21 protein-coding genes are annotated in these 25937 nt (G+C 49.4%); 14 read left to right on the top strand and 7 right to left on the bottom strand.

The features are described from left to right. The first annotated feature begins 139 nt into the window (after positions 1-139). The 8 genes from zapE (A5320_RS17025) to A5320_RS16990 all read left to right on the top strand — a co-directional run bounded on the left by zapE (A5320_RS17025) (position 140) and on the right by A5320_RS16990 (position 6474). A complete protein-coding gene (zapE, locus tag A5320_RS17025) occupies positions 140-1234 on the top strand; it encodes a cell division protein ZapE (RefSeq protein ID WP_068067660.1) in 1095 nt (364 codons plus the stop codon). 212 nt (positions 1235-1446) lie between these two features. Further along, complete coding sequence (gene rplM / locus A5320_RS17020; protein WP_068067656.1) at positions 1447-1875, top strand: 50S ribosomal protein L13; 429 nt, start codon at positions 1447-1449, stop codon at positions 1873-1875. 16 nt (positions 1876-1891) lie between these two features. Continuing rightward, positions 1892-2284 carry a 30S ribosomal protein S9 gene (gene rpsI, locus A5320_RS17015; protein ID WP_068067653.1) on the top strand — a complete coding sequence of 131 codons (393 nt, stop codon included), beginning with the start codon at positions 1892-1894 and terminating at the stop codon, positions 2282-2284. Between the two features lie 383 nt (positions 2285-2667). Further along, positions 2668-3261 carry a ubiquinol-cytochrome c reductase iron-sulfur subunit gene (gene petA / locus A5320_RS17010; protein ID WP_068067651.1) on the top strand — a complete coding sequence of 198 codons (594 nt, stop codon included), beginning with the start codon at positions 2668-2670 and terminating at the stop codon, positions 3259-3261. Further along, complete coding sequence (locus A5320_RS17005; protein WP_068067649.1) at positions 3261-4535, top strand: cytochrome b; 1275 nt, start codon at positions 3261-3263, stop codon at positions 4533-4535. The genes petA and A5320_RS17005 overlap by 1 nt, the downstream gene beginning before the upstream one ends. Continuing rightward, positions 4535-5275 carry a cytochrome c1 gene (locus A5320_RS17000; protein ID WP_068067646.1) on the top strand — a complete coding sequence of 247 codons (741 nt, stop codon included), beginning with the start codon at positions 4535-4537 and terminating at the stop codon, positions 5273-5275. Before A5320_RS17005 ends, A5320_RS17000 begins: the two co-directional genes overlap by 1 nt. A 68-nt stretch (positions 5276-5343) precedes the next feature. After that, positions 5344-5982, top strand: a complete 639-nt coding sequence (gene sspA, locus A5320_RS16995) for a stringent starvation protein SspA (protein ID WP_068067644.1) — start codon at positions 5344-5346, stop codon at positions 5980-5982. 21 nt (positions 5983-6003) lie between these two features. Beyond that, complete coding sequence (locus tag A5320_RS16990) at positions 6004-6474, top strand: ClpXP protease specificity-enhancing factor (RefSeq protein WP_068068172.1); 471 nt, start codon at positions 6004-6006, stop codon at positions 6472-6474. 148 nt (positions 6475-6622) lie between these two features. On the opposite strand, the gene ilvY is transcribed toward A5320_RS16990, so the two are convergent. After that, positions 6623-7513: an HTH-type transcriptional activator IlvY gene (gene ilvY / locus A5320_RS16985; RefSeq protein WP_068067640.1), complete on the bottom strand. Its 891-nt coding sequence runs from the start codon at positions 7511-7513 to the stop codon at positions 6623-6625. 235 nt (positions 7514-7748) lie between these two features. Between ilvY and ilvC the strand changes: the two genes are divergently transcribed. After that, positions 7749-9230 carry a ketol-acid reductoisomerase gene (gene ilvC / locus A5320_RS16980; protein ID WP_068067637.1) on the top strand — a complete coding sequence of 494 codons (1482 nt, stop codon included), beginning with the start codon at positions 7749-7751 and terminating at the stop codon, positions 9228-9230. A 64-nt stretch (positions 9231-9294) separates the two neighbouring features. Here the strand turns inward: ilvC and A5320_RS16975 are convergent, their stop codons facing one another. Then, positions 9295-9978 carry a hypothetical protein gene (locus A5320_RS16975; protein WP_068067634.1) on the bottom strand — a complete coding sequence of 228 codons (684 nt, stop codon included), beginning with the start codon at positions 9976-9978 and terminating at the stop codon, positions 9295-9297. 175 nt (positions 9979-10153) lie between these two features. Here A5320_RS16975 and A5320_RS16970 point away from each other — a divergent pair, with 175 nt between their 5' ends. After that, on the top strand, positions 10154-10582 hold the full coding sequence (locus A5320_RS16970) for a methylglyoxal synthase (RefSeq protein WP_068067631.1): 429 nt from the start codon (positions 10154-10156) through the stop codon (positions 10580-10582). 8 nt (positions 10583-10590) lie between these two features. Here the strand turns inward: A5320_RS16970 and A5320_RS16965 are convergent, their stop codons facing one another. From A5320_RS16965 to A5320_RS16955, 3 genes are all read right to left on the bottom strand, one after another. Beyond that, complete coding sequence (locus tag A5320_RS16965; RefSeq protein WP_068067628.1) at positions 10591-14403, bottom strand: two-component regulator propeller domain-containing protein; 3813 nt, start codon at positions 14401-14403, stop codon at positions 10591-10593. A 130-nt stretch (positions 14404-14533) separates the two neighbouring features. After that, positions 14534-15643: a cell division protein ZapE gene (gene zapE, locus A5320_RS16960; RefSeq protein ID WP_068067625.1), complete on the bottom strand. Its 1110-nt coding sequence runs from the start codon at positions 15641-15643 to the stop codon at positions 14534-14536. 25 nt (positions 15644-15668) lie between these two features. After that, positions 15669-17717, bottom strand: coding sequence for a S9 family peptidase (locus A5320_RS16955; RefSeq protein WP_068067622.1), 2049 nt, complete (start codon positions 17715-17717; stop codon positions 15669-15671). A 242-nt stretch (positions 17718-17959) separates the two neighbouring features. Here A5320_RS16955 and A5320_RS16950 point away from each other — a divergent pair, with 242 nt between their 5' ends. The 3 genes from A5320_RS16950 to A5320_RS16940 all read left to right on the top strand — a co-directional run bounded on the left by A5320_RS16950 (position 17960) and on the right by A5320_RS16940 (position 21765). After that, positions 17960-19006, top strand: a complete 1047-nt coding sequence (locus A5320_RS16950; protein WP_068067619.1) for a Fe(3+) ABC transporter substrate-binding protein — start codon at positions 17960-17962, stop codon at positions 19004-19006. Positions 19007-19078: 72 nt separating this feature from the next. Continuing rightward, positions 19079-20713 carry an ABC transporter permease gene (locus A5320_RS16945; protein ID WP_068067616.1) on the top strand — a complete coding sequence of 545 codons (1635 nt, stop codon included), beginning with the start codon at positions 19079-19081 and terminating at the stop codon, positions 20711-20713. A 2-nt stretch (positions 20714-20715) separates the two neighbouring features. After that, positions 20716-21765, top strand: a complete 1050-nt coding sequence (locus tag A5320_RS16940; protein ID WP_068067613.1) for an ABC transporter ATP-binding protein — start codon at positions 20716-20718, stop codon at positions 21763-21765. Between the two features lie 48 nt (positions 21766-21813). Here A5320_RS16940 and A5320_RS16935 read toward each other — a convergent pair whose 3' ends face one another. Beyond that, complete coding sequence (locus tag A5320_RS16935) at positions 21814-22587, bottom strand: hypothetical protein (RefSeq protein ID WP_068067610.1); 774 nt, start codon at positions 22585-22587, stop codon at positions 21814-21816. Between the two features lie 371 nt (positions 22588-22958). Between A5320_RS16935 and A5320_RS16930 the strand changes: the two genes are divergently transcribed. After that, positions 22959-24578 carry a methyl-accepting chemotaxis protein gene (locus tag A5320_RS16930; RefSeq protein ID WP_068067607.1) on the top strand — a complete coding sequence of 540 codons (1620 nt, stop codon included), beginning with the start codon at positions 22959-22961 and terminating at the stop codon, positions 24576-24578. A gap of 111 nt (positions 24579-24689) precedes the next feature. On the opposite strand, the gene A5320_RS16925 is transcribed toward A5320_RS16930, so the two are convergent. After that, entirely contained in the window at positions 24690-25934 is a 1245-nt protein-coding gene (locus tag A5320_RS16925; protein WP_231916762.1) for an E22 family MetX-like putative esterase, read from the bottom strand. Positions 25935-25937: the final 3 nt, after the last annotated feature.

Below are 25937 nucleotides of genomic sequence, written 5' to 3'. Positions count from 1 at the left end.
TGAAACTACTTAAATCCTTTCTAGTGTAACCTAACTTCTTATCCAGAGTGGTAAGGCGTGTTACTATATCAGCTATTCTTATTGGCCTGAATGTCAGATGGTTTGCTGATATTCCAAAAAGCAGCACGAAGACACCCGCATGACAACGCCGCAGCAAAAATATCAACAAGACCTGACCCGCGATGATTTTCAATTTGACGCTGCCCAGCAACATGCCGTGAAGCAACTTCAACGCCTATATGATGATTTTTGTCAGCAAGAACCGGCGAAGCAAAGCTTCTGGCAGAAGTTGACCGGCAAGCAGCTCCAGCTTCAGCCATTGCAGGGTTTGTACTTTTGGGGTGGCGTTGGCCGCGGTAAAACCTATTTGGTGGATACCTTTTACGAGTGTCTACCGACCAATCGCAAATTACGCATTCACTTTCACCGTTTTATGCATAAAGTGCATGAGGAACTGACCGCATTGGCTGGTCAGCCTAATCCGCTGGAGCTGGTGGCTGATAGCTTTAAGCAACAAACCGATATCATTTGTTTTGATGAATTTTTTGTTTCTGATATTACTGATGCGATGATTCTGGGTACTTTGATGCAAGCGCTTTTTGCTAGGGGCATCACACTGGTGGCGACTTCGAACATTGAGCCGGACGGACTTTATAAAAATGGCCTGCAACGGGCGCGTTTTCTGCCGGCCATCGCCTTAATCAAGCAGTTTACCCAAGTGGTCAATGTCGATAGTGGCATCGATTACCGGCTGCGCACTTTAACGCAGGCCGAAATTTATCATTATCCGCTGGATCAGGACGCCGATCAGAATTTATTGAACTATTTCAATGCTTTGTCGATGGAGCCTCGTCAACGGCAGGCGACTATCGAAATCGCGCACCGGCCGTTAAAGACCTGCTGGGAAGCGGAAGGTATTGTCTGGTTTGAGTTTTCCGAACTCTGTGAATCGGCCCGCAGCCAATATGACTACATGGAACTGAGTAAAATTTACCATACGGTGTTGTTATCCAGAGTGACGCCGATGGGGCAGAGTAATGATGACGTAGCGCGGCGTTTTATCGCTTTGGTCGATGAATTTTATGAGCGCAAAGTGAAGCTGATTATCTCCGCTTCGTTACCGATGGAGCAGCTTTATAGTCAGGGTATTTTAGCCTTTGAATTTAAACGCTGCTTAAGCCGGTTGCAGGAGATGCAATCGCACGATTATCTGTCATTGGCTCATTTACCCTGATGCACAGTTTATCTGGCCGCAATTGCTGACTTTTTTTGCAAAACAGCTATTTTTTACCCAAGCTTCTCTATATAATCCGCCACCGGCCCACGTTACAGCCTGAATCTGCCGTAGCCTGGCAGTTTGATGAACTCGAAGGGGTTCGATAAACGACATAATCTTTGCCCGAAGGTTATGTGAGGTGTAACTGATAATTTTTTTTGGATAGTTTGATGAAAACTTTTACTGCTAAGCCAGAAAGCGTAACACGCGACTGGTTCGTTGTTGATGCCGCAGGCAAAACCCTGGGTCGTATCTCAACTGAAATCGCTCTTCGTTTACGCGGAAAGCACAAGCCAGAATACACGCCACACGTTGACACCGGCGACTACATCATCGTAGTTAACGCTGACAAAGTGACTGTAACTGGCAACAAAGCGAAAAACAAAAAGTACTACTCTCACTCTGGTTTCCCAGGTGGCATCAAAGAAATCACTTTCGAGAAGCTGCTGGAAAAGAAACCTGAGATGGTGCTTGAGACTGCGATCAAAGGCATGCTGCCTAAAGGTCCACTGGGTCGCGCTATGTTCCGTAAGTTGAAAGTGTATGCAGGCGCAGAGCATCAACATGCTGCCCAGCAACCACAAGTTTTAGACATCTAACCGGAGCATATCGATAATGGCACAGAATCAATATTACGGTACTGGTCGTCGTAAGACCTCTACAGCACGTGTATTCCTGAAAGCGGGCGCTGGTAACATCGTTATCAACCAACGCACTATCACTGAATACTTCGGTCGTGAAACTGCTCGTATGGTTGTAATGCAACCGTTAGAGTTAGTTGAAATGGTTGGCAAGTTTGACATGTACATCACTGTTAAAGGTGGTGGTATTTCTGGTCAAGCCGGTGCTATCCGTCACGGTATCACCCGTGCACTGATGGAGTTCGACGAAACTCTGCGTCCAGCACTGCGTAAAGCCGGTTTCGTAACCCGTGATGCGCGTAAAGTTGAACGTAAGAAAGTCGGTCTGCATAAAGCCCGTAAACGTCCACAGTACTCAAAACGTTAATTCGTTTTTACTGCAAAAAACCCAGCCATGTGCTGGGTTTTTTTTTGATCTTTGTTAGCCGTTTCAGCGATGTCGAACGTATTTATCAAACTGACATTGCGCTTTTCTTGCAGCTGGCTGCTATAGTTTTGGCTGTTTGTACGTGGACCTTTGTCACACTGGCAGTTAGCATCTTGTAAAAATTCCGCTTACTGTCAGCTGGCTTGTGCCGGATCAATAAAAAGTCGAAAAAATAGTTCTGTGAAACCAAGAGATTCAGCCTTTATCCTTGTATCAGGCAGGGCTTTTCATTATGATCCTCGGTATTTTGCAACTTATAATAATCGCTGAAATTCAGCAGCTTAAATTGCTTATAATTTAAGCTTTAACGTGGAGATGAGTGGATGAGCAATGCGCCAGTCGATCATGGTCGCCGTCGCTTCCTCACTATCGCAACCTCAGTAGTAGGTGGCGTTGGTGCAGTTGGAGTCGCTGTTCCCTTTATAGCTTCCTGGAATCCGAGTGAAAAAGCCAAACAAGCTGGTGCAGCTGTGACGGCGAATATCAGTAAACTCGAACCAGGCCAGCTAATTCGGGTTGAATGGCGCGGTAAACCGGTTTGGGTCGTAAAACGAACCCCAGAGATGCTTGAAACCCTGACGAAGGTTGAGCCAAACTTGCGGGATCCAGGTTCTGAAGATCCGCAACAGCCGGATTACGCAAAGAATCAACATCGCTCGAAAAAGCCTGAATTGTTTGTTGCTGTTGGTATCTGTACTCACCTTGGCTGTTCTCCAACCTATAAAATGAATGACTTTGACGCACATGTCGAAGGTATCGCTTCAGGTTTCTTCTGCCCATGCCATGGTTCCACCTATGATATGGCGGGTCGGGTGTTTGCTGGTGTTCCGGCACCGAAAAACCTGATGATCCCACCATATATGCTCAGCGAAAATGACACTGTGCTGCTTATCGGTGCTGACGAGGGGACTGTCTGATGTTTAAAAATCTAATGAGTTGGATTGAATATCGCATGCCGTTTATGGAGAAAATGAACCTCCATGTGATGCAATATCCGGCACCAAAAAACTTCAATTTCTGGTACTTCTTTGGCAGTTTGGCGATGTTAGTGCTGGTCAACCAAATCCTGACAGGTATCTGGTTGACGATGAACTTCGAACCTTCTGCCGAACGTGCTTTTGCCTCTGTTGAATACATCATGCGGGACGTCGATTACGGCTGGTTGTTGCGTTATATGCACAGTACCGGCGCGTCAGCCTTCTTCGTAGTCGTGTACCTGCATATGCTGCGTGGCATGATGTACGGCTCTTACCAGAAACCACGGGAATTACTGTGGATTTTCGGGATGCTGATTTTCTTAGTGCTGATGGCCGAAGCCTTTATGGGTTATTTGCTGCCATGGGGGCAAATGTCGTTCTGGGGTGCTCAGGTTATTATCTCGATTTTCGGGGTTATTCCGGGAATTGGTGAAGATTTAACGTTGTGGATCCGCGGTGACTACGTTATTTCCGGAGCAACCTTAAACCGTTTCTTCGCGTTACACGTTATTGCCTTACCGTTGGTGCTGGTGATTCTGGTGTTCCTGCACATTATTGCGCTGCATGAAGTGGGTTCAAACAACCCGGACGGTATTGATGTTAAACGTCCAAATGACGGTCAGCCAGTTGAAAACAACGTCTCTGATAAATTCACTTTCCATGAATATTTCACTAAGGGTGGCAAAAAGATCATCGTTGATGCGATCCCCTTCCATCCGTATTACACGGTAAAAGATATTGTCGGTGTGGTTGGTTTCTTACTGGTGTTCTGTGGTGTGATTTTCTTCGCCCCTGAAGGCGGTGGATTCTTGCTGGAGCCGCCAAACTTTGAACCGGCAAACCCAATGAAGACTCCTGATCACATTGCACCGGTTTGGTATTTCACACCTTTCTATGCAATTTTACGGGCAGTTCCTGATCAGCTGTTTGGTGCGATCTTTATGTTCCTGGCGATTATCTTCCTGGCGTTGTTGCCGTGGTTAGACCGTTGCCCGGTGCGTTCAATGCGTTACCGTAGTGCGCTGCACAAATGGAACCTGGTTAACTTCTGCATCAGCTTTGTGGTGTTAGGTGTGTTGGGTGTATTACCTGCGACACCAACTTATACCCTGCTGGCACAGATTTTCTCTTTCACTTATTTTGCGTTCTTCGGCTTGCTGTGGTTGTACAGCAAAAACGAAAAAACTAAACCATTGCCTGTGAGGTTAACATAATGCTGAAACAGTTATTGGCAGCAGTGGCACTGGTCGCATCATCCGCTGCTTTGGCAGCGAGCGGTCACGTTGTTCACCTGGACAAAGCACCGATTGACCTGACGGATAAAGAGTCGTTACAGCGTGGCGCACGGATGTACCAGAACTATTGTCTGGGTTGTCACCAGATGGAATATCAGCGGTATTCACGAACTTTCCGTGATCTCGGTATTCCGGATGAAGTGGGTATGGAGCAACTGGCTTTTACCGCAAAAAAAGTCGGTGACCACATCAAAAACGCCGCACCTAAAACTGACTTAGCCAAATGGTTTGGTGCAGCACCACCGGATCTAAGCAACGTGGCGCGGGTGCGTGGCCCGGATTGGCTCTATACCTATTTACGCTCTTTTTATGTCGATCCAAGCCGCCCATTCGGCGTGAACAATGAAGTGTTCCCGCTGGTCGGTATGCCACACGTGTTGCAGGAGCTGCAAGGCGTGCCAAGCAAACAGCATGAAACACGGCTGGTTGATGGTGAATCAAAAGAAGTGTATGTAGGTATTGTCACTGATGGCACTGGCGAACTCAGTACTGAAGAGTACGACCGTGCGGTAGCCGATTTAGTTAATTACCTCGAATACACTGGCGAGCCTTCCAAACTGGAATCGCGTAGCCTGGGTATTAAAGTCATGATTTTCTTATTGATCTTCTTTGTGTTGGCATTCCTACTGAAGAAAGAATATTGGAAAGATGTTCATTAAGTCAGCATTGACTGACTGATAAGGGGCCTGGTGGCCCCTTTGCCGTTTTAAATTTACCGGAGGAATTCATGGCGATATCTGCCAACAGACGTGCTGCGATGACGTTGTTTACGGCTGCCGACGAGATGAGCAGCCATCAGGTCAGAATGGTACTGGCAGAAAAAGGTGTCACTGCAGATATATTGCTGGTTAGTCGCGATAATTTGCCGGAAGACGTCTATGAAGTGAATCCTTATGGTTCGTTGCCGACTTTAATGGATCGTGATTTAGCGCTGTACCAGGCTGATATTATTATGGAATATCTGGACGAGCGTTTTCCGCATCCGCCGTTGCTACCGGTGTATCCGGTCGAACGTGGTAAAACCCGGCTGATGATGTATCGGATCAAACACGACTGGTACGGTCTGGCTGAGAAAATCCTGCAGGATGGCGATGATGCGGTGGAAGCCCGGCGGGACTTGCGCGAAAGTTTGCTCTCTATTGCGCCGCTGTTTCAGGAAACACCGTATTTTATGAGTGAAGAATACAGTCTGCTGGATACTTATATGTCAGCACTACTGTGGCGTTTGCCGTTGTTTGGTATTGAAATTTCCGGCCCTGGCAGTAAAGATTTAAAAAATTATATGATTCGGTTATTTGAACGTGATGGCTTTCAGCAGTCGCTGACCGATGCCGAGCGGGAAATTCGTCGTGGCGCGAGGTATTAAGCAATGACTGAAGAACTGAAAATGACCCCCAATCGGCCTTATTTGCTGCGTGCATTCTACGAATGGATTGTTGATAACAATCTGACGCCTTATCTGGTGGTGGATGCGACGATGGCTGGGGTGAAAGTACCGACCCAGCATGTGCAAAACGGCCAGATTGTGTTGAATATCAATCCTTCAGCTGTCGGTAATTTGTTGCTGGGTAATGATGCCGTCACTTTTAGCGCTCGTTTTGGCGGTAGTCCGTTTGCACTATATATTCCGCAGCGTTCGGTACTGGCCATTTATGCCCGCGAAAATGGGGCTGGTACTATGTTTACACCGGAAGAAGATGAAGACGAAATGCTCGATGACGAGTTGTATGCCGAAGAGTTGGCAGACGATGAAATTGTTGATGTTAGTGGAAATTCTTCTGTAGAAGCGGCCGAAAAACCAAAAACAGATGACTCCGGTAAGCCGAAAAAGCCTTCGCATTTGCGGGTGATTAAGTAACCAGCTCTCAAAAGAGTAAAGTCATTCGAAAACCGACATTATTGTCGGTTTTTTTATTGTTGCCCAAGTTGTTTTTGACTGCTAGCCGCAGGTAAAGATCCGTCCAAACTTGCGAAAATTGATTATTTGATGGCGTGAACGAACTCGCTTAAACCGCCTTTTTTTCTGCAGCAACCTGCCAAAACGCCCGCATTAAAGGTTCATGTAACCTTTTGGATTGCATACAAATGCCCAGTTCAAACGGTTCGAATTGATAGTCCAGTGGCACGGTGCGCACCCGCTCGCGCACTGGACTATTTTGTACCACTGCATCCGGGGCAATCGCCACACCGCTACCAAGCGCCACCATACTGACCATGGCTTCATGGCCTTCAACTTTTGCTACTACTAATGGATTGAAGCCCTCTGTTTTTAACCACTGATCAAAGCGGGCACGCGCCGGTCCATGCTCGGGCACGATCATTGGAATGTCCTGCCACGGGATGGGGGTTAACGCTAGCAAATCATTGGTTTTGCAAGGGATCGTCGGAGCAATAAGTTGCAGCGGTAATTTGGCAATACTGGCAAAAGCGATATTCAGCGGTAAATGTGGTGGGTAAACTGCAAGGGCGACATCGGCTTCGTCGTTTTTAACTTTTTCAAGGGCAGCCGCCGCATCGCCGGTGGTGAGCTGAATTTCTGCTTTGGGACAGATCAGCCGAAACTTATCCAGAATATCCGGTAAATGGCTATAACTGGCGGTGACAGTACAGAATAACCGCAGCTGGCCTTGCAGCTCATCGCTGGTCAATGCCAAATCCACCTGCAGCTGATGCCAGTCTTCCAGATACTTTTTCACAAACTGCTGAAAACGCAACCCGGCCGGGGTCAAGCGTACTGAGCGGTTGTCGCGGCTAAACAATTGCACGCCTAAATCATCCTCCAGCCGCTGAATAATCCGCGTTAACGTTGAAGGTGACACATAGAGTTGCTCGCTGGTTTTACTGAAATTCAAACTGCTGGCCAGATGCTGAAATAGCTGGGCGCTGCGGATATCCATAGCGATTGACCTTAATGTTTAGGGCAACCACATGACGATGATTGCAAAAAGTGAAATACTATCTTGTGAATATATCACTTCACGCAATGTGAACAACAGCTTATTCTCACCTCATCAAAACAGCGCTGCTTGAACCGCTTACCTGACGTAAGCAAAAAACCAAGCCGCTGTTCTGCCCTAACGTATCAGCGCTTAGCGCGATGCAGGCAAAGAAACTAATTTTAGGTACGCAATCATGGCTAATTATTTCAATACTCTGAATCTGCGTCAGCAGTTAAAACAGCTGGGCAAATGTCGTTTCATGCAAAAAGAAGAATTTGCTGATGGTTGTAACCTGTTAAAAGGTTGGAAAATTGTCATCGTTGGTTGTGGTGCTCAGGGTCTGAACCAAGGCCTGAACATGCGCGATTCTGGCCTGGATATTTCTTATGCCTTACGTGCTGATGCCATCGCGCAAAAGCGCAAATCTTTCCTGCAAGCCAGCGAAAATGGCTTTGTGGTGGGCACTTACGAAGATTTAATCCCAACTGCAGATTTAGTATTAAACCTGACGCCGGATAAGCAGCATACCTCTGTAGTAAAAGCGGTGATGCCGCTGATGCAACAAGGTGCCACCTTGGCTTATTCGCACGGTTTTAATATCGTCGAAGAAGGTAACCAAATTCGCAAAGACATCACCGTGGTGATGGTTGCGCCAAAATGTCCTGGCACCGAAGTGCGGGAAGAATACAAACGTGGTTTTGGCGTGCCAACGCTGATTGCCGTACACCCGGAAAACGATCCAAAGGGTCAGGGCCTGGCGATTGCCAAAGCTTACGCTTCTGCCACCGGCGGTGACCGTGCCGGTGTATTGGAATCAAGTTTTGTCGCCGAAGTGAAATCGGACTTAATGGGCGAACAGACCATTCTTTGCGGCATGTTACAAACCGGTGCCATTCTGGCTTATGACAAGCTGGTTGCTGACGGTTACGAAGCAGGTTACGCCGCTAAGCTCATTCAGTTTGGCTGGGAAACCATTACCGAAGCGCTGAAACACGGTGGTATCACCAATATGATGGACCGCCTGTCGAACCCGGCGAAAATCAAAGCTTTTGATTTGGCTGAGCAGCTCAAAGGCATTTTACAGCCGCTGTTTGCTAAGCATATGGACGACATCATTGCCGGTAAGTTTTCTGAAACGATGATGGCCGACTGGGCAAATGACGATAAACAATTGCTGGGCTGGCGTGAAGAAACCCGTCAAAGTGGTTTTGAAAATGCGCCGGTGTCTGCTGAGCATATCGCCGAACAAGATTATTTCGACCGCGCTATTTTATTAGTGGCGATGGTGAAAGCCGGTGTGGAACTGGCGTTTGATACCATGGTAGAAGCCGGTATTGTTGAAGAATCAGCTTATTACGAGTCGTTGCATGAAACGCCGCTGATTGCCAATACCATCGCCCGTAAACGTCTGTATGAGATGAACGTGGTGATCAGCGATACCGCTGAATACGGCAACTACCTGTTTGCTAACGCTGCAGTACCAATGCTGCGCGAGCTGGTGAATACCATCAACCCTGAATTGCTGGGTAAGGGTGTGAACTCCGCCAACAATGGTGTTGATAATATCCGCCTGATTGAAGTGAATGACGCAATCCGCCAACACCCGGTGGAAATCGTCGGCAAAACCTTACGTGGTTACATGACAGCGATGAAACGCATCGTCGTGAGCCAATAACTGAGTTTTACGTGGACCTTGGTTGTTTGCCCGGCTAATCGCCGGGCTTTTTTTTGTGTGGTGATCAGGGCTTGAAAACCGCTTCGAGATTTGGGGACAGTGCGAACAAGATACGCGTTTCAATATTACCGGCGGCATCTTTCCCTTCGCCGACATATAAATGGCCATTTTCAACAGGTGTCAGGGCGGCAATAGTATCTATTAAAGCTTGCTGCTGGCTGTTGTCGGTTTGACTGACTGCCAGTGTACAAAACTGTTCAGTACAGGCGGTGGTGGTTGCTAAGGCGGTTGGGAATTGTTGTTGCAGATCGAGAAATTGTTGTTGATATGCAGCTTGTTTAGTTATGGTTTCACTACTTTTGGCTCGTTGCAGCAGTTGCAATTGCATTTGGTCAAAATTAGTGCTCATCATTACCTGCTCGATAACGTTGTTATCGAGGGTGTGAGGGCTAAACCAAAGGGCTGCAGCTAAATCAATGTCGTTACGCAGCTCACATTCTGCTGCCTGTGGGTCAACGCAGAGCTCGTATCGCTTGTTGTTCACGGTCGTAGACGAGATGATTGGGGCAGTCGGTGTACCTGTTGGTGTTGATTCTGCATTTTGCCGCGTGTCGGCTGAAGTCTCAGCTATGTTATCGGTAGGTGGTTGTGGCAAATTCGATGGCGCTGGCTGCGCTGTTGTTAAACCAAACCAGACAATACCTCCGCCAACAACAACACCTGAAAGTAAAAACAGCCATTTTTTCATCCTAATCCTCCGCTGTGGCGCTCACAGTTGCAGGCAGGAGCCTGCGATTGATGTTGTTGTTAAGTTAGCAGGATGAAACGGGTGTGTCATTTTTAATTGGCAGGTATTTGATTCAATTGTTTTATCCTCTGGTGCAAACCAGGATGATGAAACACATTAACCGGGGAACTGAACCATGAAATCTATCGCTTTAGTCGCGCACGATGGTAAAAAAGCTGAACTGCTGGCCTGGGTACAGCAACATGCCGATTTTTTTCAGAACAAACAGCTGTACGCCACCGGCACCACAGGGCGGCTGATCTCCGAAGCATTACAGTTGTCGGTGCATTGTCTGGCGAGCGGGCCATTGGGTGGCGACCAGCAAATTGGTGCGTTGATCGCGGAGCAAAAAATTGATTGGCTGGTGTTTTTCTGGGATCCGTTGTCGTCGCAACCCCATGATCCCGATGTGAAAGCGTTAATCCGGCTGGCGGTAGTGTGGAATATTCCAGTGGCCTGTAATAAAGCCACCGCCGATTTTATCGTGCACTCGACGCTGCTACAGCAGGATTATCAGCGATCGGTGCCGGATTTTGCTGCTTATCTTGGTCGCGCCACCGGCTAACACAAAAGCTAGTAATCACGCCGTGCCGGAAAACTAATTTTGTAATGTAAGCCGGCGCCAGGTGAACTCTGTACGTCAATCAGGCCTTTTAAACTACCGTTGACCAGATTAAAGACAATATGGGTACCGAGGCCGGTGCCGCCTTTGTTGCGTTTGGTGGTGTAGAAAGGTTCAAAAATGTGCGCCAGCGCGCGTTGATCCATGCCTACACCATTGTCGCCAAATTTCAGGATCACCATGCGACCTTCCTGGATAAAACTGATTTGGATCCGCGGGTTTTCCACCTGATTGACGCCGTGTAACAACGAATTCAGCACCAGATTGGTGATAATCTGCGCAATAGCGCCAGGATCGGTATACAGTTCAATATCGTCCGGACATTGAAAATCCAGTGCACATCCGGCTTTGTGCATTTGAGGTTTCAGTGTCAGTAACACGTCCTGAAGATAGCTGCGCAGTGAAAATTCCCGCAATGTGACGTTCGATTGATCAACTGATACTTGTTTAAAACTTTGCACTAAATCAGCAGCACGCGCGGTATTGACCTGCAGGATTTTCAAGCCCTCGCGCAGATGTTGCAAAAAACGCTGGAACTGGCTTTGCTGAATATTTTTACTGTCGAGTGCTTGCTGGATGGTTTCCAACTCACTTTGTAAATGACTGGAAGCCGTGACACAAATACCCAACGGCGTATTAATTTCGTGCGCTACGCCTGCCACGAGCGCGCCTAAACTGGCCATTTTCTCCTGGGTGATCAGTTGTTGTTGGGTCAATTGCAATTGCTCAAATGAATCAGCATTAGCAACCGAAATGGCGACATAACTGGCGAGCGTTCTTAGTAACGCAATTTGCGATTCGCTGTAAGCATGCGGCTCTAAACTTTGCACCGAGAACACCCCTACCGGTTTACCACTGACGGTCAGTGGGAAATAAAGCACCGATTGGGTTAATTTGCCGTACAGCGGCTCAGGAATTTGTGGCAGATAATTGAGAAAATCCTCGTTGCTGCCAATCAGGATCTCTTGCTGTTTGTTAAAACAAATCACCCCCGGTGCCCAATTCTGTTCTAAATCAATATCAAAACGCGGCGCTAACTGGTTGTCTTCCATCCAGAAGGCAAAATCGAGTTTATGTTCAGTCTCGCGATAAATACCAATCAGTAACACATGGGCATCCAGAATTTCGCTTAAATGGTGATGACAGCGGGTCAGCACTTGTTTTAGATCCAGCGACGCGGTGATTTCGGTGCTGATTTGCTGCAACAGCGTCACGTCCTGATAGGAGCGTTGTAATGCCTGATGTTTTTCTTGCAGCTGATCGGTTTTATGGCTCAGCTCTTCAGTGCGCTGTGTAACCAGAAGCTCGAGCTTGCGCCGCATTTCCAGCTGGCGGGTCATTTTTTGCTGATACCAAGCCCAGCCGGTGAAGAGCACTAAAGCTATCAGACCACTGCGGAACCACCAGGTCATCCACCAGGGTGGTAAAATGTGTACTGGCAATTGCCGCGAAGTTTGCCAGCTGCCTCCACTGATGCGGGCTTCGACCTGAAAGGTGTAGGTGCCGGGGGGCAGTCTTGTGTAAGTGGCAACTGGCCGTTGTGCCAGGATCCAGTCGCGGTCAAAACCGGCCAGCTGATAGCGGTATTCCAGTTGGCGCGGCAGTACAAATTCGGCAGCTGCAAAGTGAATGCTGAACATATCTTGTTGATACAAAAGCTGAAGTTTGTCCAATGCGCCAATCACTACCGGTAATAGCTGCTGACTTGCTTTCTGCGCCGGTGGGATCATCTGATTAAACAAACTCAGGTTGGTCAGCGCCAGCGGGCTGAGTGGCCAATTCTGGGGTAAATCGGCGATGCGGAAATAGTCCATACCTTCTTTGCCACCACGGAAAATGTGGCCATCCAGAGTATCCCAGGAACCAATCCAGGTGACACTTTGCATGCCAAGACTTTCGTCTAAATTCAGGTAACTGGCGGCGCCACTGAGCCAGTGTTTGCGGTACAGTAAGCGGAATAACGCAGCTTGTTCGAGTTCTGTGTCCATATCGGCGTCAGTCAGATAGGGTTTAAACCCAAGCACTTTGGCAGGCTGACCCTGCTGGCGGATCAACCGGTGCCGAACATTACCCGCGTGAATCCACAGCTGTTGGTTTTCTTCAACAATCAGTTGGATACCATTAAATTGCAAACCGTGAATGCTGGCCTGTTGCTGTTGCCAGCGTTGAAACTGGCCGCTGGCGGGGTCGAGTCGCGCCAGACCCTGATCGGCAGAACCTACCCATAAACCAGCAAAACTATCCTGGTACACCATATTGATGTCATCAAATGGAAACGCAGGTTGGCCATGACTGTGATAACGCCGCAGGTTTTTGCGTGCAGCATCCAGCATAAATAAGCCATGGCCGCGGGTGCCGATCCACAATCGTTGTTGCTGGTCTTCAAACAGCGATTTAATCACCGGTTGTTGCAGACTGTGCAGCAATAACGGTATTTTTTGCCATTGCCCGGTGTCACTTTGATACTGCCACAAACCTGTTTCAGTCCCGATCCACAGCCGTTGCTGCTGATCTTCAACCACTTGCCGTGCCGAAAACGCCAATTCCTCTAGCGGCGGCGTCACTGCCTGCAGCTGTTTGGTGGTCGGATTAAACAGCATCAGCCCGCCATCCCGATTGGCCAACCAGACCTTTTCAAAGTTGACTGCATCAATGCCCAGCACGTCACCCACCGGCAACAGATTGGGTTGATCGCTGACATGGGGTAAGGTCTGAACTTGCTTCGAAAAGCGGCTTAAGCCACTGATGCGGGTTTGGCTGACGGTCCACAACGTGCCTTGCCGGTCGAGCATCAGTGCATAAAGATTGTTACTTGGCAGGCCAGTGCTGAACTGAGGTAAATGCTGGAAGTGTTGCCAGGGCGCGTCCGGAGTTGGTTGGTACCAGAGTCCGGCATTAAAACTGGCGAGCCAAAGACCACCTTGCGGATCGATCAACATATCGGTCAGTTGTGCCAACTTTAAGGTTTCTGGTTGGATGTGACTGACCGGTTGTGGCTGATTTTTTGCCATTTGCAGTAATCCACCACTGAAACTGGCCAGCAATATCGTGCCATCGGCGCTTTGTCGTAGTTTATTCACGGATCCAATCAGCACATTATCTGCGGTTTTCAGAAAACCTGTCAGCTGCTTGGCCGACTGTTGCCAACGGATTAACCCACCACTGGCGCCAGCCATCGTACGCACTGGCGCATCTCCCGCCGCTAGCCACAATAGCCCTTGGTCATCCATCATCACATCGTTCAGATGCAAGCTGGAGACGCCGTCGACTTGAGCCGGCAAGGCTAAATGTTCCAGTTGCTGTAGCTTGGGATCCCAGCGAAACAGGCCGGAGCCGTAGCTGCCGACCCAAATTTGTTGGTTCGGATCCTGATACAGCACTGAAATTTCGGCGGATGCACCGGCATTGTTGGTGACCGGCAGCGCGATCCGTTCAAACCGTTCGGTGTCCGCGTTAAAGCGGTTTAATCCAGCATAACGGGTGCCAATCCACAGGGTGCCCTGATGATCAACCATCAAGGAGCTGACCCAATCGGCTGATAAGGTATTGGGATTAGTAGGGTCGGCGCGGAACAGTTTTACGTCAGTGCCGTTAAAACGATATAAACCGTGTTGGGTCCCAAGCCAGATTTGGCCGGAGCTATCTTGCACCAAAGCGGTCGAAGAAGTGTGCGCCTGAGTTTGTTCCAGTGGAATAAAGCGACTGTAAACCTGTTGCACCAAAGTTGAGGCGCCAAGATAGCAGGAGACCAGCGCAAGCAGCATGCAACACCAAATGCCTGTTCGCACTCCATCACCTCTGGTTGGTTTTAGCTAAGCTTTGAGTATTTACCGCTTTAGCCAAGAGAGCAAATTAAATACCCTTAATCCTTGAAGTTGCAGGGGATCCCCGCAATCACCTGGCAAAATTTACCGGCGTCCAGCTTTGCATTTGATGGAGCCTGGAAATGGTTCTTTCAAAGGCAAAACTCAGCTGGCTGGCTTGATACAACTCGGCAATAGCCACTTCGGCGCTGAGCAGTAATAAAGTTTGCCGCTCATAACATTCATCAACTAATGCAATAAAACGCCTGGCTTCATTGTCGAGCTTACTGACAAAAATATCTTGCTGTTCACGCTGATAATTTTCTTCGACGCCATGCAAAATAGCGGTGTCCGATACTTTGGTAAATTGCGGCACATCCGCCACTGCAATCGCCCGGAATTGACTGGCCAGTGCCATATAATCGAGCTGACTGCGCGGACCGCTGCACAGTGCCATAAAGTCAAAACCGATGATGACCTCGTTGCGCCATAAACAGGGGATGTCCCGCTCCAGCAGCTGGATTTTCGACATCGGCTGTACAAAACCAAAGTGGGTCGTTGCCAGAGCAGCTAATTGGCCATGCTCAGGTTGCTGTAAATAAAAACGCATCGGATGTTGCTGCAAACGCCGGTAGTCGATGCCGTGATCAAGGGCGAACAGCTGACAATGTTGCTCCAGCAAAGCAATGGCCGGTAAAAACCGGCTGCGTTGTAAACCGTTGGCGTACAGATCAGCAGGCGCTGAGTTGGAGGTGGCAACCAGAATCACGTTGAGTGCGAACAGTTCACGCCACAAGGTACCGAGCAGCATGGCATCACCGATATCCGTGACAAAAAACTCATCAAAACACAGGATTTGATAACGCGCTGCCCAATTTTTGGCGATGCGCTGCAAAGGATCTGGCTGGCCGCTCAGCTGATGTAATTCCTGATGGACCCGTGCCATAAAATGATGAAAATGCAGCCGGATTTTTTTTGGGGTGGCCAGTTGCTGGTAAAACAAATCCATCAACATGGTTTTGCCACGACCCACGGGGCCATAAATATACAGGCCCTGGGGCGGGAGGTGGCCTGCCTTGTAGCTCTCGCCAGCTCCATCAAGCTGGCCGGCCAGCGTCGCAAGCTGTTGCAGCACTTGCCACTGCGCTTCATCAAAATGCAGCAGGCCGCTTTCGACCTGCTGTTGATAACACTGCAACATCAATAACTTGCCTTGTTTTTAGGGTTTAAGGCGTCGCACCTTTGCCAATATGACGCTCCAACCAGCCGGTAAATTCCCGGTACCACAGCAATGAGTTATTTGGTTTTAAAATCCAGTGGTTTTCATTCGGGAAATACACCAACCGCGCTTCAACCCCTTTACCTTTGAGTACACCGTACAGTTCCAACCCCTGAGTGACCGGCACCCGGTAATCCAGCTCACCATGTAACACCAGCATCGGCGTCTGGAATTTGTCGGCGAACATCGCCGGATTCATTGACTGCATCGAAGCGGTATTTTGCCACGGCGAACCGCCATAAGCTTCAGAGCGATTCTGGGTAATGTCCGATGAAAACTGCCCCATCAGGTTGTAGACACCGGCGTGGCTGATCAGCGTTTTGTATTTGGTGCTATGACCGGCAATCCAATTCACCAGATAACCGCCATAACTGCCGCCCGCTGCGGCCATCCGGCTTTCGTCGATAAAGCCGCGCGACACCATATAATCGACGGCGGCTTCAGAGTCATAAAAAGGTTTAGTGGCGTGGTCGCCGTGAATAGAGGCGGTAAAAGCTTCGCCAAAGCTGCTGGAACCGTGGAAATTCGGTTGGATCACCACATAACCGGCGGCGGCAAACACCTGTGAATTCCAGCGATAACCAAAATTGTCGCCAGAGTAACTGTGCGGGCCACCATGCAGCACATTCAGCAACGGCCAGCGTTTATTGGTATCAAAATCAGGTGGGTAAGTAATAAACATTTGCACCGGTTTGCCATCTGAACCCGCAAATGACACTTCTTCCACTTTGCCCCAATTGGTTTGTTGTTGCAGTGTGGTATTAAGCTGGCTGATTTGTTTTAAGGTGCGGCTTTTATTATCGAGCAGGAAAATTTCCGGCATTTGGCTCATGCTGTGTTGCACCAGCACAAACTGCTGTGGACCGGCCAGCTGGAATTGTTCGTTACTGCCCTGACGCAACACTTGTTTCACCGCGCCGCCCTGGGTGGGCACTGAAAACAACGATTGTTTGGCTTTATCGTCAGCGGTGAAATACAACATGCTGCCGTCTTTAGAGAAATACCAGTCTGTTGGCGACAGATCAACATTGGCCGCCAGCACAGTGGCAGTTTTTTTCGTCAGGTCAAAATGGGTCAGCTTGACGTTGTCGCTGTTAAAATCGAGCCGTTTTTGCGCGCCGTACATCAGGGCTTTGCCGTCCGGGCTAAACACCGGATTGCTGTCGTCTGCTTGATTGGCACTGGTGATATTTTCCGCTTTACCGCTGCCGTCGGTGCTCAGCAGATAAATATCCTGATTCAGCCGGTTGTAGGGTGGCTCTGAGCTATTGGCAGAAACCGCAATGGTTTTACCATCCGGGGCCAAATCAAACTGAGGGTTTCCCTGTAAATTCATGATTTTATGAAAACCAACTGACAGCTGACGAATGTCACCGCTCGCTACATCCAGACTGAAAAAGTGCGGGAAAGTGTTTTCATCGAGAAAATGATCCCAAAACCGATACACCCGGTTTTCACTGATCTTGGCGGTAGTTTTTTGCTTTTTTTCCGCTTCGAGCCGGGTTTTTAATTTCTTAAAATCGCCTTCAAAATCTTTGGGCACTTCGGCCACAAACAAAATCTTTTTGCCATCGTTAAACCAGGTCGGCGCTGTCACAGCGACTGGTAAATCGGTCAGGGCTTTGGCTTCACCACCAAACACATTGATCAGCATTAACTGATTTTGGTCGGCACCACGTTTGGATAAAAAGGCCACCTGGCGGCCATCCGGGCTCCAGGCGGGTTGGGTGTCGTTGTCAGCATGACTGGTCAGTGCCGTCATTTTGCCACTGCCCAGTTCCAGCAGCTGTAAATCGGCATTGCCTTTATCGGTCGTCAGGTCGAATTTGGTCAGGCTGAACACGGCACGTTGGCCATCCGGCGACACAGTTAAACCAGACGGTCTGGCCACTTGCCAGACTTTTTCGGCGGTAAGTGGGGTAGGTGCGGCGATGCTGCTGGCGCTGGTTACTGTAGTTATTAGCGCTAAAAGACTGATCGTGCTGGTGAATTTCATCGTTATCTACCTGAAAATTCAAAAGTGTTCTGTAGCATAGGCGATGCAGTAGTCTGCTGGCAACCAATCCTGACCGACATGGGATTAACGGTTGTACCCGTGGGATTAATGCGATTATTAAGACAAGCGCTGCGATGAATTTTTGAGAACCATTTGTATTCATGTTTATACTAGCGTCTCAAAAGTTGGCGCTGTTGTTTAATAGCATCAACTGCGCGTTTTTTAAATCAAAGGAGCAACCCATGAAACATGCTGTGCTGGCCTTGTTATTTTCCGGACTCTCGACTTTTTCCGCTATCGCCACTTTTTCAACCATTGCGGCTTTTGCCAGCACCGCGCAAGCGGCGCAAGTAAATGTCTATTCGGCGCGCCAGGAAGAACTGATTAAACCGGTGCTGGATAAATTTAGCGCCCAAACCGGCATCCAAGTGAACTTAATTACTGGTAAACCGGATGAATTGATTAGCCGGATGGCCAGTGAAGGGCGCAACAGTCCGGCTGATGTTCTGATCAGCACTGACGTTGGCCGCTTGTACCGAGCTCAAACTCAGGGTTTGCTGCAGCCCATTACTTCTGATGCACTCAATGCTGCCATTCCGGCGCATTTACGTGATCCGGCTAAGCATTGGTTTGGTCTGACGACTCGGGCACGGCCGATCATGTATCTGCCAGGCAAAGTGGACCCAAAACAATTATCGACACTGGAAGATTTAGCATCAGACAAATGGCGCGGCCGCATTTGTATTCGTTCTTCTGACAACATCTACAACCAGTCGATGCTGGCGGCGATGATTGCTGAAATCGGCGAAGAAAAAACTTTAGCTTTTGCCAAAGGTCTGGTGGCGAATTTTGCCCAGCCGCCAAAAGGGGGAGATCGGGATCAGATCAAAGCCGCTGCAGCTGGTGTCTGTGATATCGCCATTGCCAACACTTATTACCTGGCCGGAATGTTTGACGAGCCGGCTGATGCTAAAGCGGCGCAACAGGTCAAAGTGTTCTGGCCAAATCAGGCGGACCGTGGCGCGCATATCAATATTTCCGGCGCCGGTGTCGCAAAATATGCACCGAATAAAGCTGCGGCGCAGCAGTTGATTGAGTATATGGTGCAACCTGAAGCGCAAAACTGGTATGCCACCGCCAATCACGAGTATCCGGTGCTGGTAGGCGTAAAATGGAGCCCGGTGCTGGAAAGTTTTGGTACTTTTAAAGCGGATCCGTTGCCACTGGTGAAACTGGGTGAACTGAACAGCAAAGCGCTGATGTTGATGGATCAGGCGGGTTGGAAATAAGCCTGATGCTTGAGTCTATGCCGTCGTTACCGCAGTGTCAGATGCTGGACCTTTTAATGCAGGCAAGCTTAGATGCGTTATAACCTGAGCCTGCGGCAACTGCCATTATTGCTGTTGTGTTTGTTGCTCTGCGCACCACTATTGGTGGTGTTGCAGAGTGTGCTGCAACCGGATTGGCAATTGTGGCAGCATTTAACCAGCACGGTACTGCCGGATTATCTGCAAAATTCCTTGTTGCTGGCATTTGGCGTTGGCATTGGTGCATTACTAATTGGCACCAGCCTGGCCTGGCTGGTGGTGTTTTATCGTTTTCCTGGTCGCAATTTGCTGCAATGGGCTTTGCTGCTGCCATTGGCGATGCCGGCATATATCATTGCCTACACCTATACCGGCCTGCTGGATTTTGCTGGTCCAGTGCAAAGCCTGCTGCGGGATACTTTTCACTGGCGCTATGGTCAGTATTATTTCCCTGAAATTCGCTCCTTAGGCGGCGCTATCCTGCTGTTATCTCTGGTGTTGTATCCCTATGTTTATTTGTTGGCGCGTACAGCTTTTGCCGCCCAGTCGCAGCGACTGGCGGAGGCAAGTTTAAGTCTGGGTCTGAACCGCAGACAGCATTTTTTCCGGGTGACCTTACCGATGGCGCGGCCGGCGCTGGTCACCGGTATGGCGCTGGCGATGATGGAAGCTTTCGCCGACTATGGCACTGTGCAATATTTTGGCGTACCGACCTTAACCACCGGCATTTTCCGCACCTGGTTTGGTATGGGTCAACAGCAGGGTGCTGCACAGCTGGCGGCACTGCTGTGTAGCATGGTGCTGTTACTGATTTATCTGGAACTAGCCTCGCGCAAACAACTGCATTTTTATTATTCAGGCCAGGCGCATCAACAGGTGCAATACCGGCAACTTTCTGGTGTTAAAGCGCTTTTGGCTTTGCTGTTGGCGCTGCTGCCCTTGTTGTTGGGTTTTGCCATACCAGCATCGCAACTGGCGTTTTGGGCGTTTGAGCAATGGCCTACGCTGTTGAGCGCTGAATTTGGCCGCTTGTTATGGCACAGTTTTAGTCTGGCGCTGGGGGCTGCTGTACTCGTGGTTTCGCTGGCGCTGCTGCTGGCTTATGGCATGCGGCTACATAAACACTGGTTGGTGCAGCTGCTGGTGCGAATGTCGGGCATGGGTTATGCCATTCCCGGTACCGTGATTGCGATTGGCGTGATGTTGCCACTTGGTTTTGTTGATAATCAGCTCGATTTATGGCTGGAGCAGCAGTTTGGCATTCGTAGTGGTTTATTGTTTTCCGGTACTTTATTTGCGTTATTGCTGGCTTACGCGGTGCGTTTTCTGGCGGTGGCGTTACAGGGTATTGAAGCAGGGCTGGGGCAGATTAAACCCAGTATGGATCAAGCAGCGCGATCGTTAGGCCTGAATGCGCGGCAAGTATTGTGGCGGGTGCATGTACCGCTGCTGCGTGGTTCGGTGTTAACGGCGTTATTGCTGGTGTTTGTCGATGTGCTGAAAGAACTTCCGGCGACTTTGTTACTGCGGCCTTTTAATTTTAATACCTTAGCGGTGCGAAGTTTTGAGCTGGCATCCGACGAGCGACTGGCGGCTGCAGCTTTGCCTGCTTTAACCATAGTACTGGTCGGGCTGGGGCCGGTGCTGTTATTGGCCAGAGCCATCGATAAAACCGGAAACAAGGAATAACCATGTTACAGCTGCAACAGGTCAGTGTCGCTTATCAGACATCACAAGTGGTCAAGGCCATCTGTTTTTCGCTGCAGGCCGGTGAAATTGGTTGTCTGGTTGGCCCTTCAGGTTCCGGTAAAACCAGTTTGCTCAGGGCGATCGCCGGATTTGAACCGGTCAGCCAAGGGCAGGTGCTGGTGAATGGTGAAGTCGTCAGCGCGGTGGGCGTTCAGCAAAATCCGGAGCAACGGCAGATTGGCGTGGTATTTCAAGATTATGCGTTATTCCCGCATTTAACCGTGGGCGAAAATATCTGTTTTGGCTTGTGGCGCCAACCCAAGGCGCAACAGCAGCAAAAACTGCAGCAGTTACTGCAGCTGGTTGGGCTATCGGGCATGGCAGGTCGTTTTATTCATCAACTGTCCGGAGGTCAGCAACAACGGGTGGCGCTAGCCCGGGCATTGGCGCCAGAGCCACGGTTAATTCTGTTGGATGAACCTTTCTCTGGCTTAGACGCTGACCTACGGGACAGTCTGGCCCGTGATATCCGTGACATTCTAAAGCAGCTTAATATTACGGCGGTGATGGTGACTCATGATCAGCATGAAGCTTTTGCCATGGCCGACTGGATTGGTGTGATGGCGCACGGCAGTTTGCAACAATGGGGCACGCCTTATCAGTTGTATCATCAGCCGTCGAACCGGTTTGTGGCTGATTTTATCGGGCAAGGTGATTTGATCCGGGGTGAAATGCTGGATGGTTATCAGGTAAAAACTTGTCTTGGCTTGTTCCGACAAGCTCAGCACACCGGTTTCGCCGCAGGTACTGCCGTCGATTTATTGGTACGACCGGATGATATTCTGCATGATGATGCCAGTCCACTACGGGCAAAAGTGCTAAGCCGGGCTTTTCGTGGCGCCCATATGTTGTATCAGTTGCAGGTGGGTATGAATGAGCAGATCAGCTGTCTGGCGCCGAGCCATCATCAACATCAGCTTGGTGAAATGATCGGCATCAGCGTGCAAATTGACGATTTGGTTTGTTTTGCTAGAGCGGTGAATCAGGTTTAAGCAGTTGGTGGTATATACCCAAAATCTTCAAGGATGACATAAGCGTCGTTATTGTTCGTTCAGATAACGCTGGTAGATGTCAGAGCCTTTATTTACCGCCAGCTGTTCCCACAACAAATCAGCTAACGCCTGCTGCCTTTGATAAAAATCGACACTGAATACCAGATAGCCGGTGTTGCTGTAGAGCGGCGGATAGAGCACTTTTAGGCCGCGATCGGCAATAAAACGGGCAGTAAATGGCTGACCGTTGATGTTACACAAGGTGGTCACCGCGTTAATCCGGCCTTTTTTCAGCAAGTCTAAATCCATAGTGCCGGACAAGGTATAGTGCATCTGAAACTTTTGCCCGACCGGGCTGGTAATAGCAGCGTAGCCCAAGGGCCGGCCAATCACAATTTCGTTGCCGCCAACAATTTTCTGACCATCCCAGCTCCATTCGGCGTCTTCGCGACTGACCAGACAGGTGTGATGCTCTGCAAAGGCGCGTTTGGGATCAGGCTGCTGTTGTAGGAGTGGGTAACGGACAAATTCTGCCCGTTCCGGATGATAACTGGCGATGACGGCATCCACAGTATTGTTCGCCATCGCAGCCAGACAGCGTTTCCAGGGCATCCGTACCAGTTCCAGCCGGAGTTGCGGCACTTTTTGCATTAATAATTTTAAATGCTCGATGCTGGCGCCAGGCCGATCGGTTGGGATCAGCGCACCACTACCTAAATAATAAGGAAATAGTAATTTATCTTCGTAACAAAATTTCAGCGGCACCGCCGCAATCGCGGTGCTGCTGAACAGCAACAAGACAATCAGACTACATAAATGCATACAACAGGGAGTAATGAGACTCGAATGGCTTCATTATAGCTGGGTTCCTCTGAAAAAATGTCGGTGGAAATGCCCTGCGCATGCTTTTTCCTCATCACTGGTCTGGCGGTAAAGTGGGTGACAGGCGCAGTGATCGAAATAGGGCTGGAGACGTCGAAAACAATCGAATTTGCCGGCGCTGGAATTAATTGCAGTTTATGTGCCGCTAAACGGTTTCGATTGACAATTTAGGCTATGCTGGTCGATGAGGGCTCCGTTACGGTAACAATTCAGATCCCCAGCCATCATCATCACAGGCCACGGAAGTTTCACGAATGACTTTAATAGTCATCTGCCAGCTTGTCTGTCTCTAAGCCAAAATAGGAATCGCTATGACCTTAATTAAAAAGTTGATGTTGTCGTTTGGAATTGTGTTGTTGTTAGTCTTGCTGTCGACTTTGGCTTCATTAAGCAGCATGCAAAAAATGCAGACCGCGGTAGAACTCAATGAACAAACATATAATGTGATCCTCGCTGGCAATTTGCTGGCGGAAGATTTAATGAATATTGAATCTGGGCAGCGTGGTTTTGTGATCACCGGGCAAGAAAGCTTTTTGGCACCATATCTGGAAGGCAAAAAAGGTGCTGCAGCCGGGATATCGCAATTAAAAGACTTTATGCGTGGGAATTCTTCGCAGTCTGCATTAGTCGATGATATCGAAGAACATTATCAGCAGTGGTTGGAAAACGCCATTGAACCTGCAGTGACGAAACGTCGTGAAGCGGGTGATGATCCGGTGAAACGCCAGCAAGTGATTGCTTTTGTGTCTGAAGGCAACGGCAAAATGTACATGGAAAAAATCCGCGCCGAACTGGAAGAATTTATGGATGTGGAGCGGGCTCAGCTAAAAGTTCGTAGCGCTGATGCTGTTTCGGCAAAAAGTCTGGCTTTTACCAGTTTAGTTGTAGGCGGTATTTTAATATTAGTCGTGGCTGTTGGCATGGCCGTGTATATGAAAAATACGCTGCAACAACGGTTAGCCGTGGTCAAAAACCTGGTGGCTGCAGTCGCTGGTGGGCGCTTAAATAATCGCATTGACAGTAGTGGCGGTGATGAAGTGGCGGAATTGCTGGCGGGCCTTGATGTGATGCAAACGCAGCTTTGTCAGTTACTTGGCGAAATTAAACACGCAGCCGGTGAATTAAGCTCGGCCAGTTCAGTGGTCGCTTCAACCGCTGAAGAGCTCAATGCCTCTGCCAATGAACAATCACGTGCTTCATCGTCTATTGCGGCAGCGGTGGAAGAGTTAAGTGTCAGTATTAATCATGTGTCCGGCAGTTCGTCAGAAGCCCATCAAATCGCCACCGATTCTGGCAAGCGGGCTGAGCAAAGCGGCACTGTCATTAACAATACCGTGGCCAGTATGGAGCGGATTGCAGTGGTGGTACGCACAGCCTCGAACCGGATGGAAGAGCTGGGTAAACAGTCCGAGCAAATTTCCAATATTGTCAGTGTGATTAAAGGTATTGCCGACCAAACCAACTTACTGGCGTTAAATGCGGCGATTGAAGCGGCGCGGGCCGGTGAACAAGGCCGTGGTTTTGCGGTGGTGGCAGACGAAGTTCGGATGCTGGCACAACGGACCACCCAATCAACCAGTGAAATTTCCACGATGATCGGGTTGATTTTATCCGGTACCTCCGATGCCGTAGGCCAGATGGGCACTGGTGTGGTGCAGGTGAATCAGGGCGTGGAGCTGGCGGCGCAAGCGGGCAGTGCCATTGCTGAAATTCAGCAAAGCTTTAAACAAGTGCTGAGCGTGATTGAACAAATTTCGTTAAGTCTGAACGAGCAAAATGCTGCCAGCCAGGAAGTCGCCGGACATATTGAGCGGATTGCCGGCATGTCTGCGCAAAACAGCGAAGCGACCCAGCACAGTAGTAAAGTGGCGCATGAGCTGAAAGTCTTGTCCAGCGGCCTGACGCAGGCGGTATCGCGGTTTACGCTGTAGTAAAAAAAGCGACCAGGCTGAAGGCATCAGTCTGGTCGCAACTGGCCACAGCGGTGAGGCTGTAGTTGCCAGAACAGGACAGAATAAAACCGAAATGCTGTTGTTAAAGCTTCAGGGCTGGGCTAAAAATTCCGCCAGTGGTGCGGCAACCGCCTGAATCCCCAAAACCCCATCTAAATGACCCCATTGTCCAGGAATTTCAGTGAGCGCCGCCGGATTTCCAGCTGCCTGTAGCTGCTGCTGACTCAGTTTCGCCATGGCAGGCGGCAGTAATAAGTCACCGGTCGCTGGTAAAAATAAGGTTTTGGCTTTGATCTTTTTAATACTCTGTTGCCAGTTATCGCCCATCCCGGCGCGCCACAACTGGGATGCCCGCACCAGATACAACAAATGATTAGCGTCTTGGTGAACCGCCCTTAATTTGGCCTGTGCCAGCAGTTGTTGCCAGGCCAGCGGTTCAGCCAGAATATCCTGATGTGCGGCAGCGTCAGTTGCCATATCAACATATCGACTGTTAAAGCCAACCGGATTGGTGGCATCCTGGGTGATATAAGCCAAAGCACGGGCGAGGCCTGCGTCCGGTTGCTGGGCTTTACCGTAATAATCACCTTGTTGCCAGTGTGGGTCGTTTTTGATCGGTTGCGCCCAGCGTTCCAGCCGCACTGCGGTCCAGGCGTCAATGTAAGCAGTGCCAATCACTGGTACTAACCGCTGCACCCGGTCAGGATATAAAGTCGCCCATTCAATCGCCTGAAAAGAACCCATCGAAGGCCCAATCACCGCATAAAGTTTATCGATGCCAAGGCTATCGAGTAACGCCCGTTGTACTTCAACAAAATCGCGGATGGTCACTACCGGAAATTTCAGCCCATACGGCTTGCCGGTCGAGGGATTGATCGTGGCTGGACCGGTGGTGATGACGTTGGGATCTTTGACGTTGGCATTGACCAGCGTATCACTGCTAATCACATAATATTTATTAGTATCAATGGCTTTGCCTGGGCCAATAATGGCATCCCAGTAGCCTGGTGCTGCGTCTTCTGGTTGATATTTACCAGCTGCATGCGAAGTGCCGGAAAAATAATGGGTGATCAGAATCACATTGGATTTATCGGCGTTGAGCTTGCCATAGGCTTCCCAGCCGACCCGCACTTTGGCAATAGTCTGCTGGTTTTGGGTTTGAAAGTTGTTGATTTCAAAAGCCTGTTTTTTGACTAACAAAGGTTCTGCCGCTGCGGCCTGACACATAAACAGCAGCCACGACAGATTCAGTAACAACGCCAGAGCCAACCAAAAGCCGGGCTTTGCAGCACGATGTTGCTTTGCAGGATAAAACGAGCACATATAAACAGGCATCAG

This window comes from Rheinheimera sp. SA_1, assembly GCF_001669775.1.
Lineage (GTDB): Bacteria > Pseudomonadota > Gammaproteobacteria > Enterobacterales > Alteromonadaceae > Pararheinheimera.
The sequence above is the reverse complement of the archived record's forward strand: the minus strand, read 5'-3'. Positions and strand labels throughout refer to the sequence as shown.

Bases quoted from the DNA above. Each gene is read 5' to 3' on its own strand.
- zapE (WP_068067660.1), top strand. From the start codon at position 140: ATGACAACGCCGCAGCAAAAATATCAACAAGACCTGACCCGCGATGAT.
- rplM (WP_068067656.1), top strand. From the start codon at position 1,447: ATGAAAACTTTTACTGCTAAGCCAGAAAGCGTAACACGCGACTGGTTC.
- rpsI (WP_068067653.1), top strand. From the start codon at position 1,892: ATGGCACAGAATCAATATTACGGTACTGGTCGTCGTAAGACCTCTACA.
- petA (WP_068067651.1), top strand. From the start codon at position 2,668: ATGAGCAATGCGCCAGTCGATCATGGTCGCCGTCGCTTCCTCACTATC.
- A5320_RS17005 (WP_068067649.1), top strand. From the start codon at position 3,261: ATGTTTAAAAATCTAATGAGTTGGATTGAATATCGCATGCCGTTTATG.
- A5320_RS17000 (WP_068067646.1), top strand. From the start codon at position 4,535: ATGCTGAAACAGTTATTGGCAGCAGTGGCACTGGTCGCATCATCCGCT.
- sspA (WP_068067644.1), top strand. From the start codon at position 5,344: ATGGCGATATCTGCCAACAGACGTGCTGCGATGACGTTGTTTACGGCT.
- A5320_RS16990 (WP_068068172.1), top strand. From the start codon at position 6,004: ATGACCCCCAATCGGCCTTATTTGCTGCGTGCATTCTACGAATGGATT.
- ilvY (WP_068067640.1), bottom strand. From the start codon at position 7,513: ATGGATATCCGCAGCGCCCAGCTATTTCAGCATCTGGCCAGCAGTTTG.
- ilvC (WP_068067637.1), top strand. From the start codon at position 7,749: ATGGCTAATTATTTCAATACTCTGAATCTGCGTCAGCAGTTAAAACAG.
- A5320_RS16975 (WP_068067634.1), bottom strand. From the start codon at position 9,978: ATGAAAAAATGGCTGTTTTTACTTTCAGGTGTTGTTGTTGGCGGAGGT.
- A5320_RS16970 (WP_068067631.1), top strand. From the start codon at position 10,154: ATGAAATCTATCGCTTTAGTCGCGCACGATGGTAAAAAAGCTGAACTG.
- A5320_RS16965 (WP_068067628.1), bottom strand. From the start codon at position 14,403: ATGCTGCTTGCGCTGGTCTCCTGCTATCTTGGCGCCTCAACTTTGGTG.
- zapE (WP_068067625.1), bottom strand. From the start codon at position 15,643: ATGTTGCAGTGTTATCAACAGCAGGTCGAAAGCGGCCTGCTGCATTTT.
- A5320_RS16955 (WP_068067622.1), bottom strand. From the start codon at position 17,717: ATGAAATTCACCAGCACGATCAGTCTTTTAGCGCTAATAACTACAGTA.
- A5320_RS16950 (WP_068067619.1), top strand. From the start codon at position 17,960: ATGAAACATGCTGTGCTGGCCTTGTTATTTTCCGGACTCTCGACTTTT.
- A5320_RS16945 (WP_068067616.1), top strand. From the start codon at position 19,079: ATGCGTTATAACCTGAGCCTGCGGCAACTGCCATTATTGCTGTTGTGT.
- A5320_RS16940 (WP_068067613.1), top strand. From the start codon at position 20,716: ATGTTACAGCTGCAACAGGTCAGTGTCGCTTATCAGACATCACAAGTG.
- A5320_RS16935 (WP_068067610.1), bottom strand. From the start codon at position 22,587: ATGCATTTATGTAGTCTGATTGTCTTGTTGCTGTTCAGCAGCACCGCG.
- A5320_RS16930 (WP_068067607.1), top strand. From the start codon at position 22,959: ATGACCTTAATTAAAAAGTTGATGTTGTCGTTTGGAATTGTGTTGTTG.
- A5320_RS16925 (WP_231916762.1), bottom strand. From the start codon at position 25,934: ATGCCTGTTTATATGTGCTCGTTTTATCCTGCAAAGCAACATCGTGCT.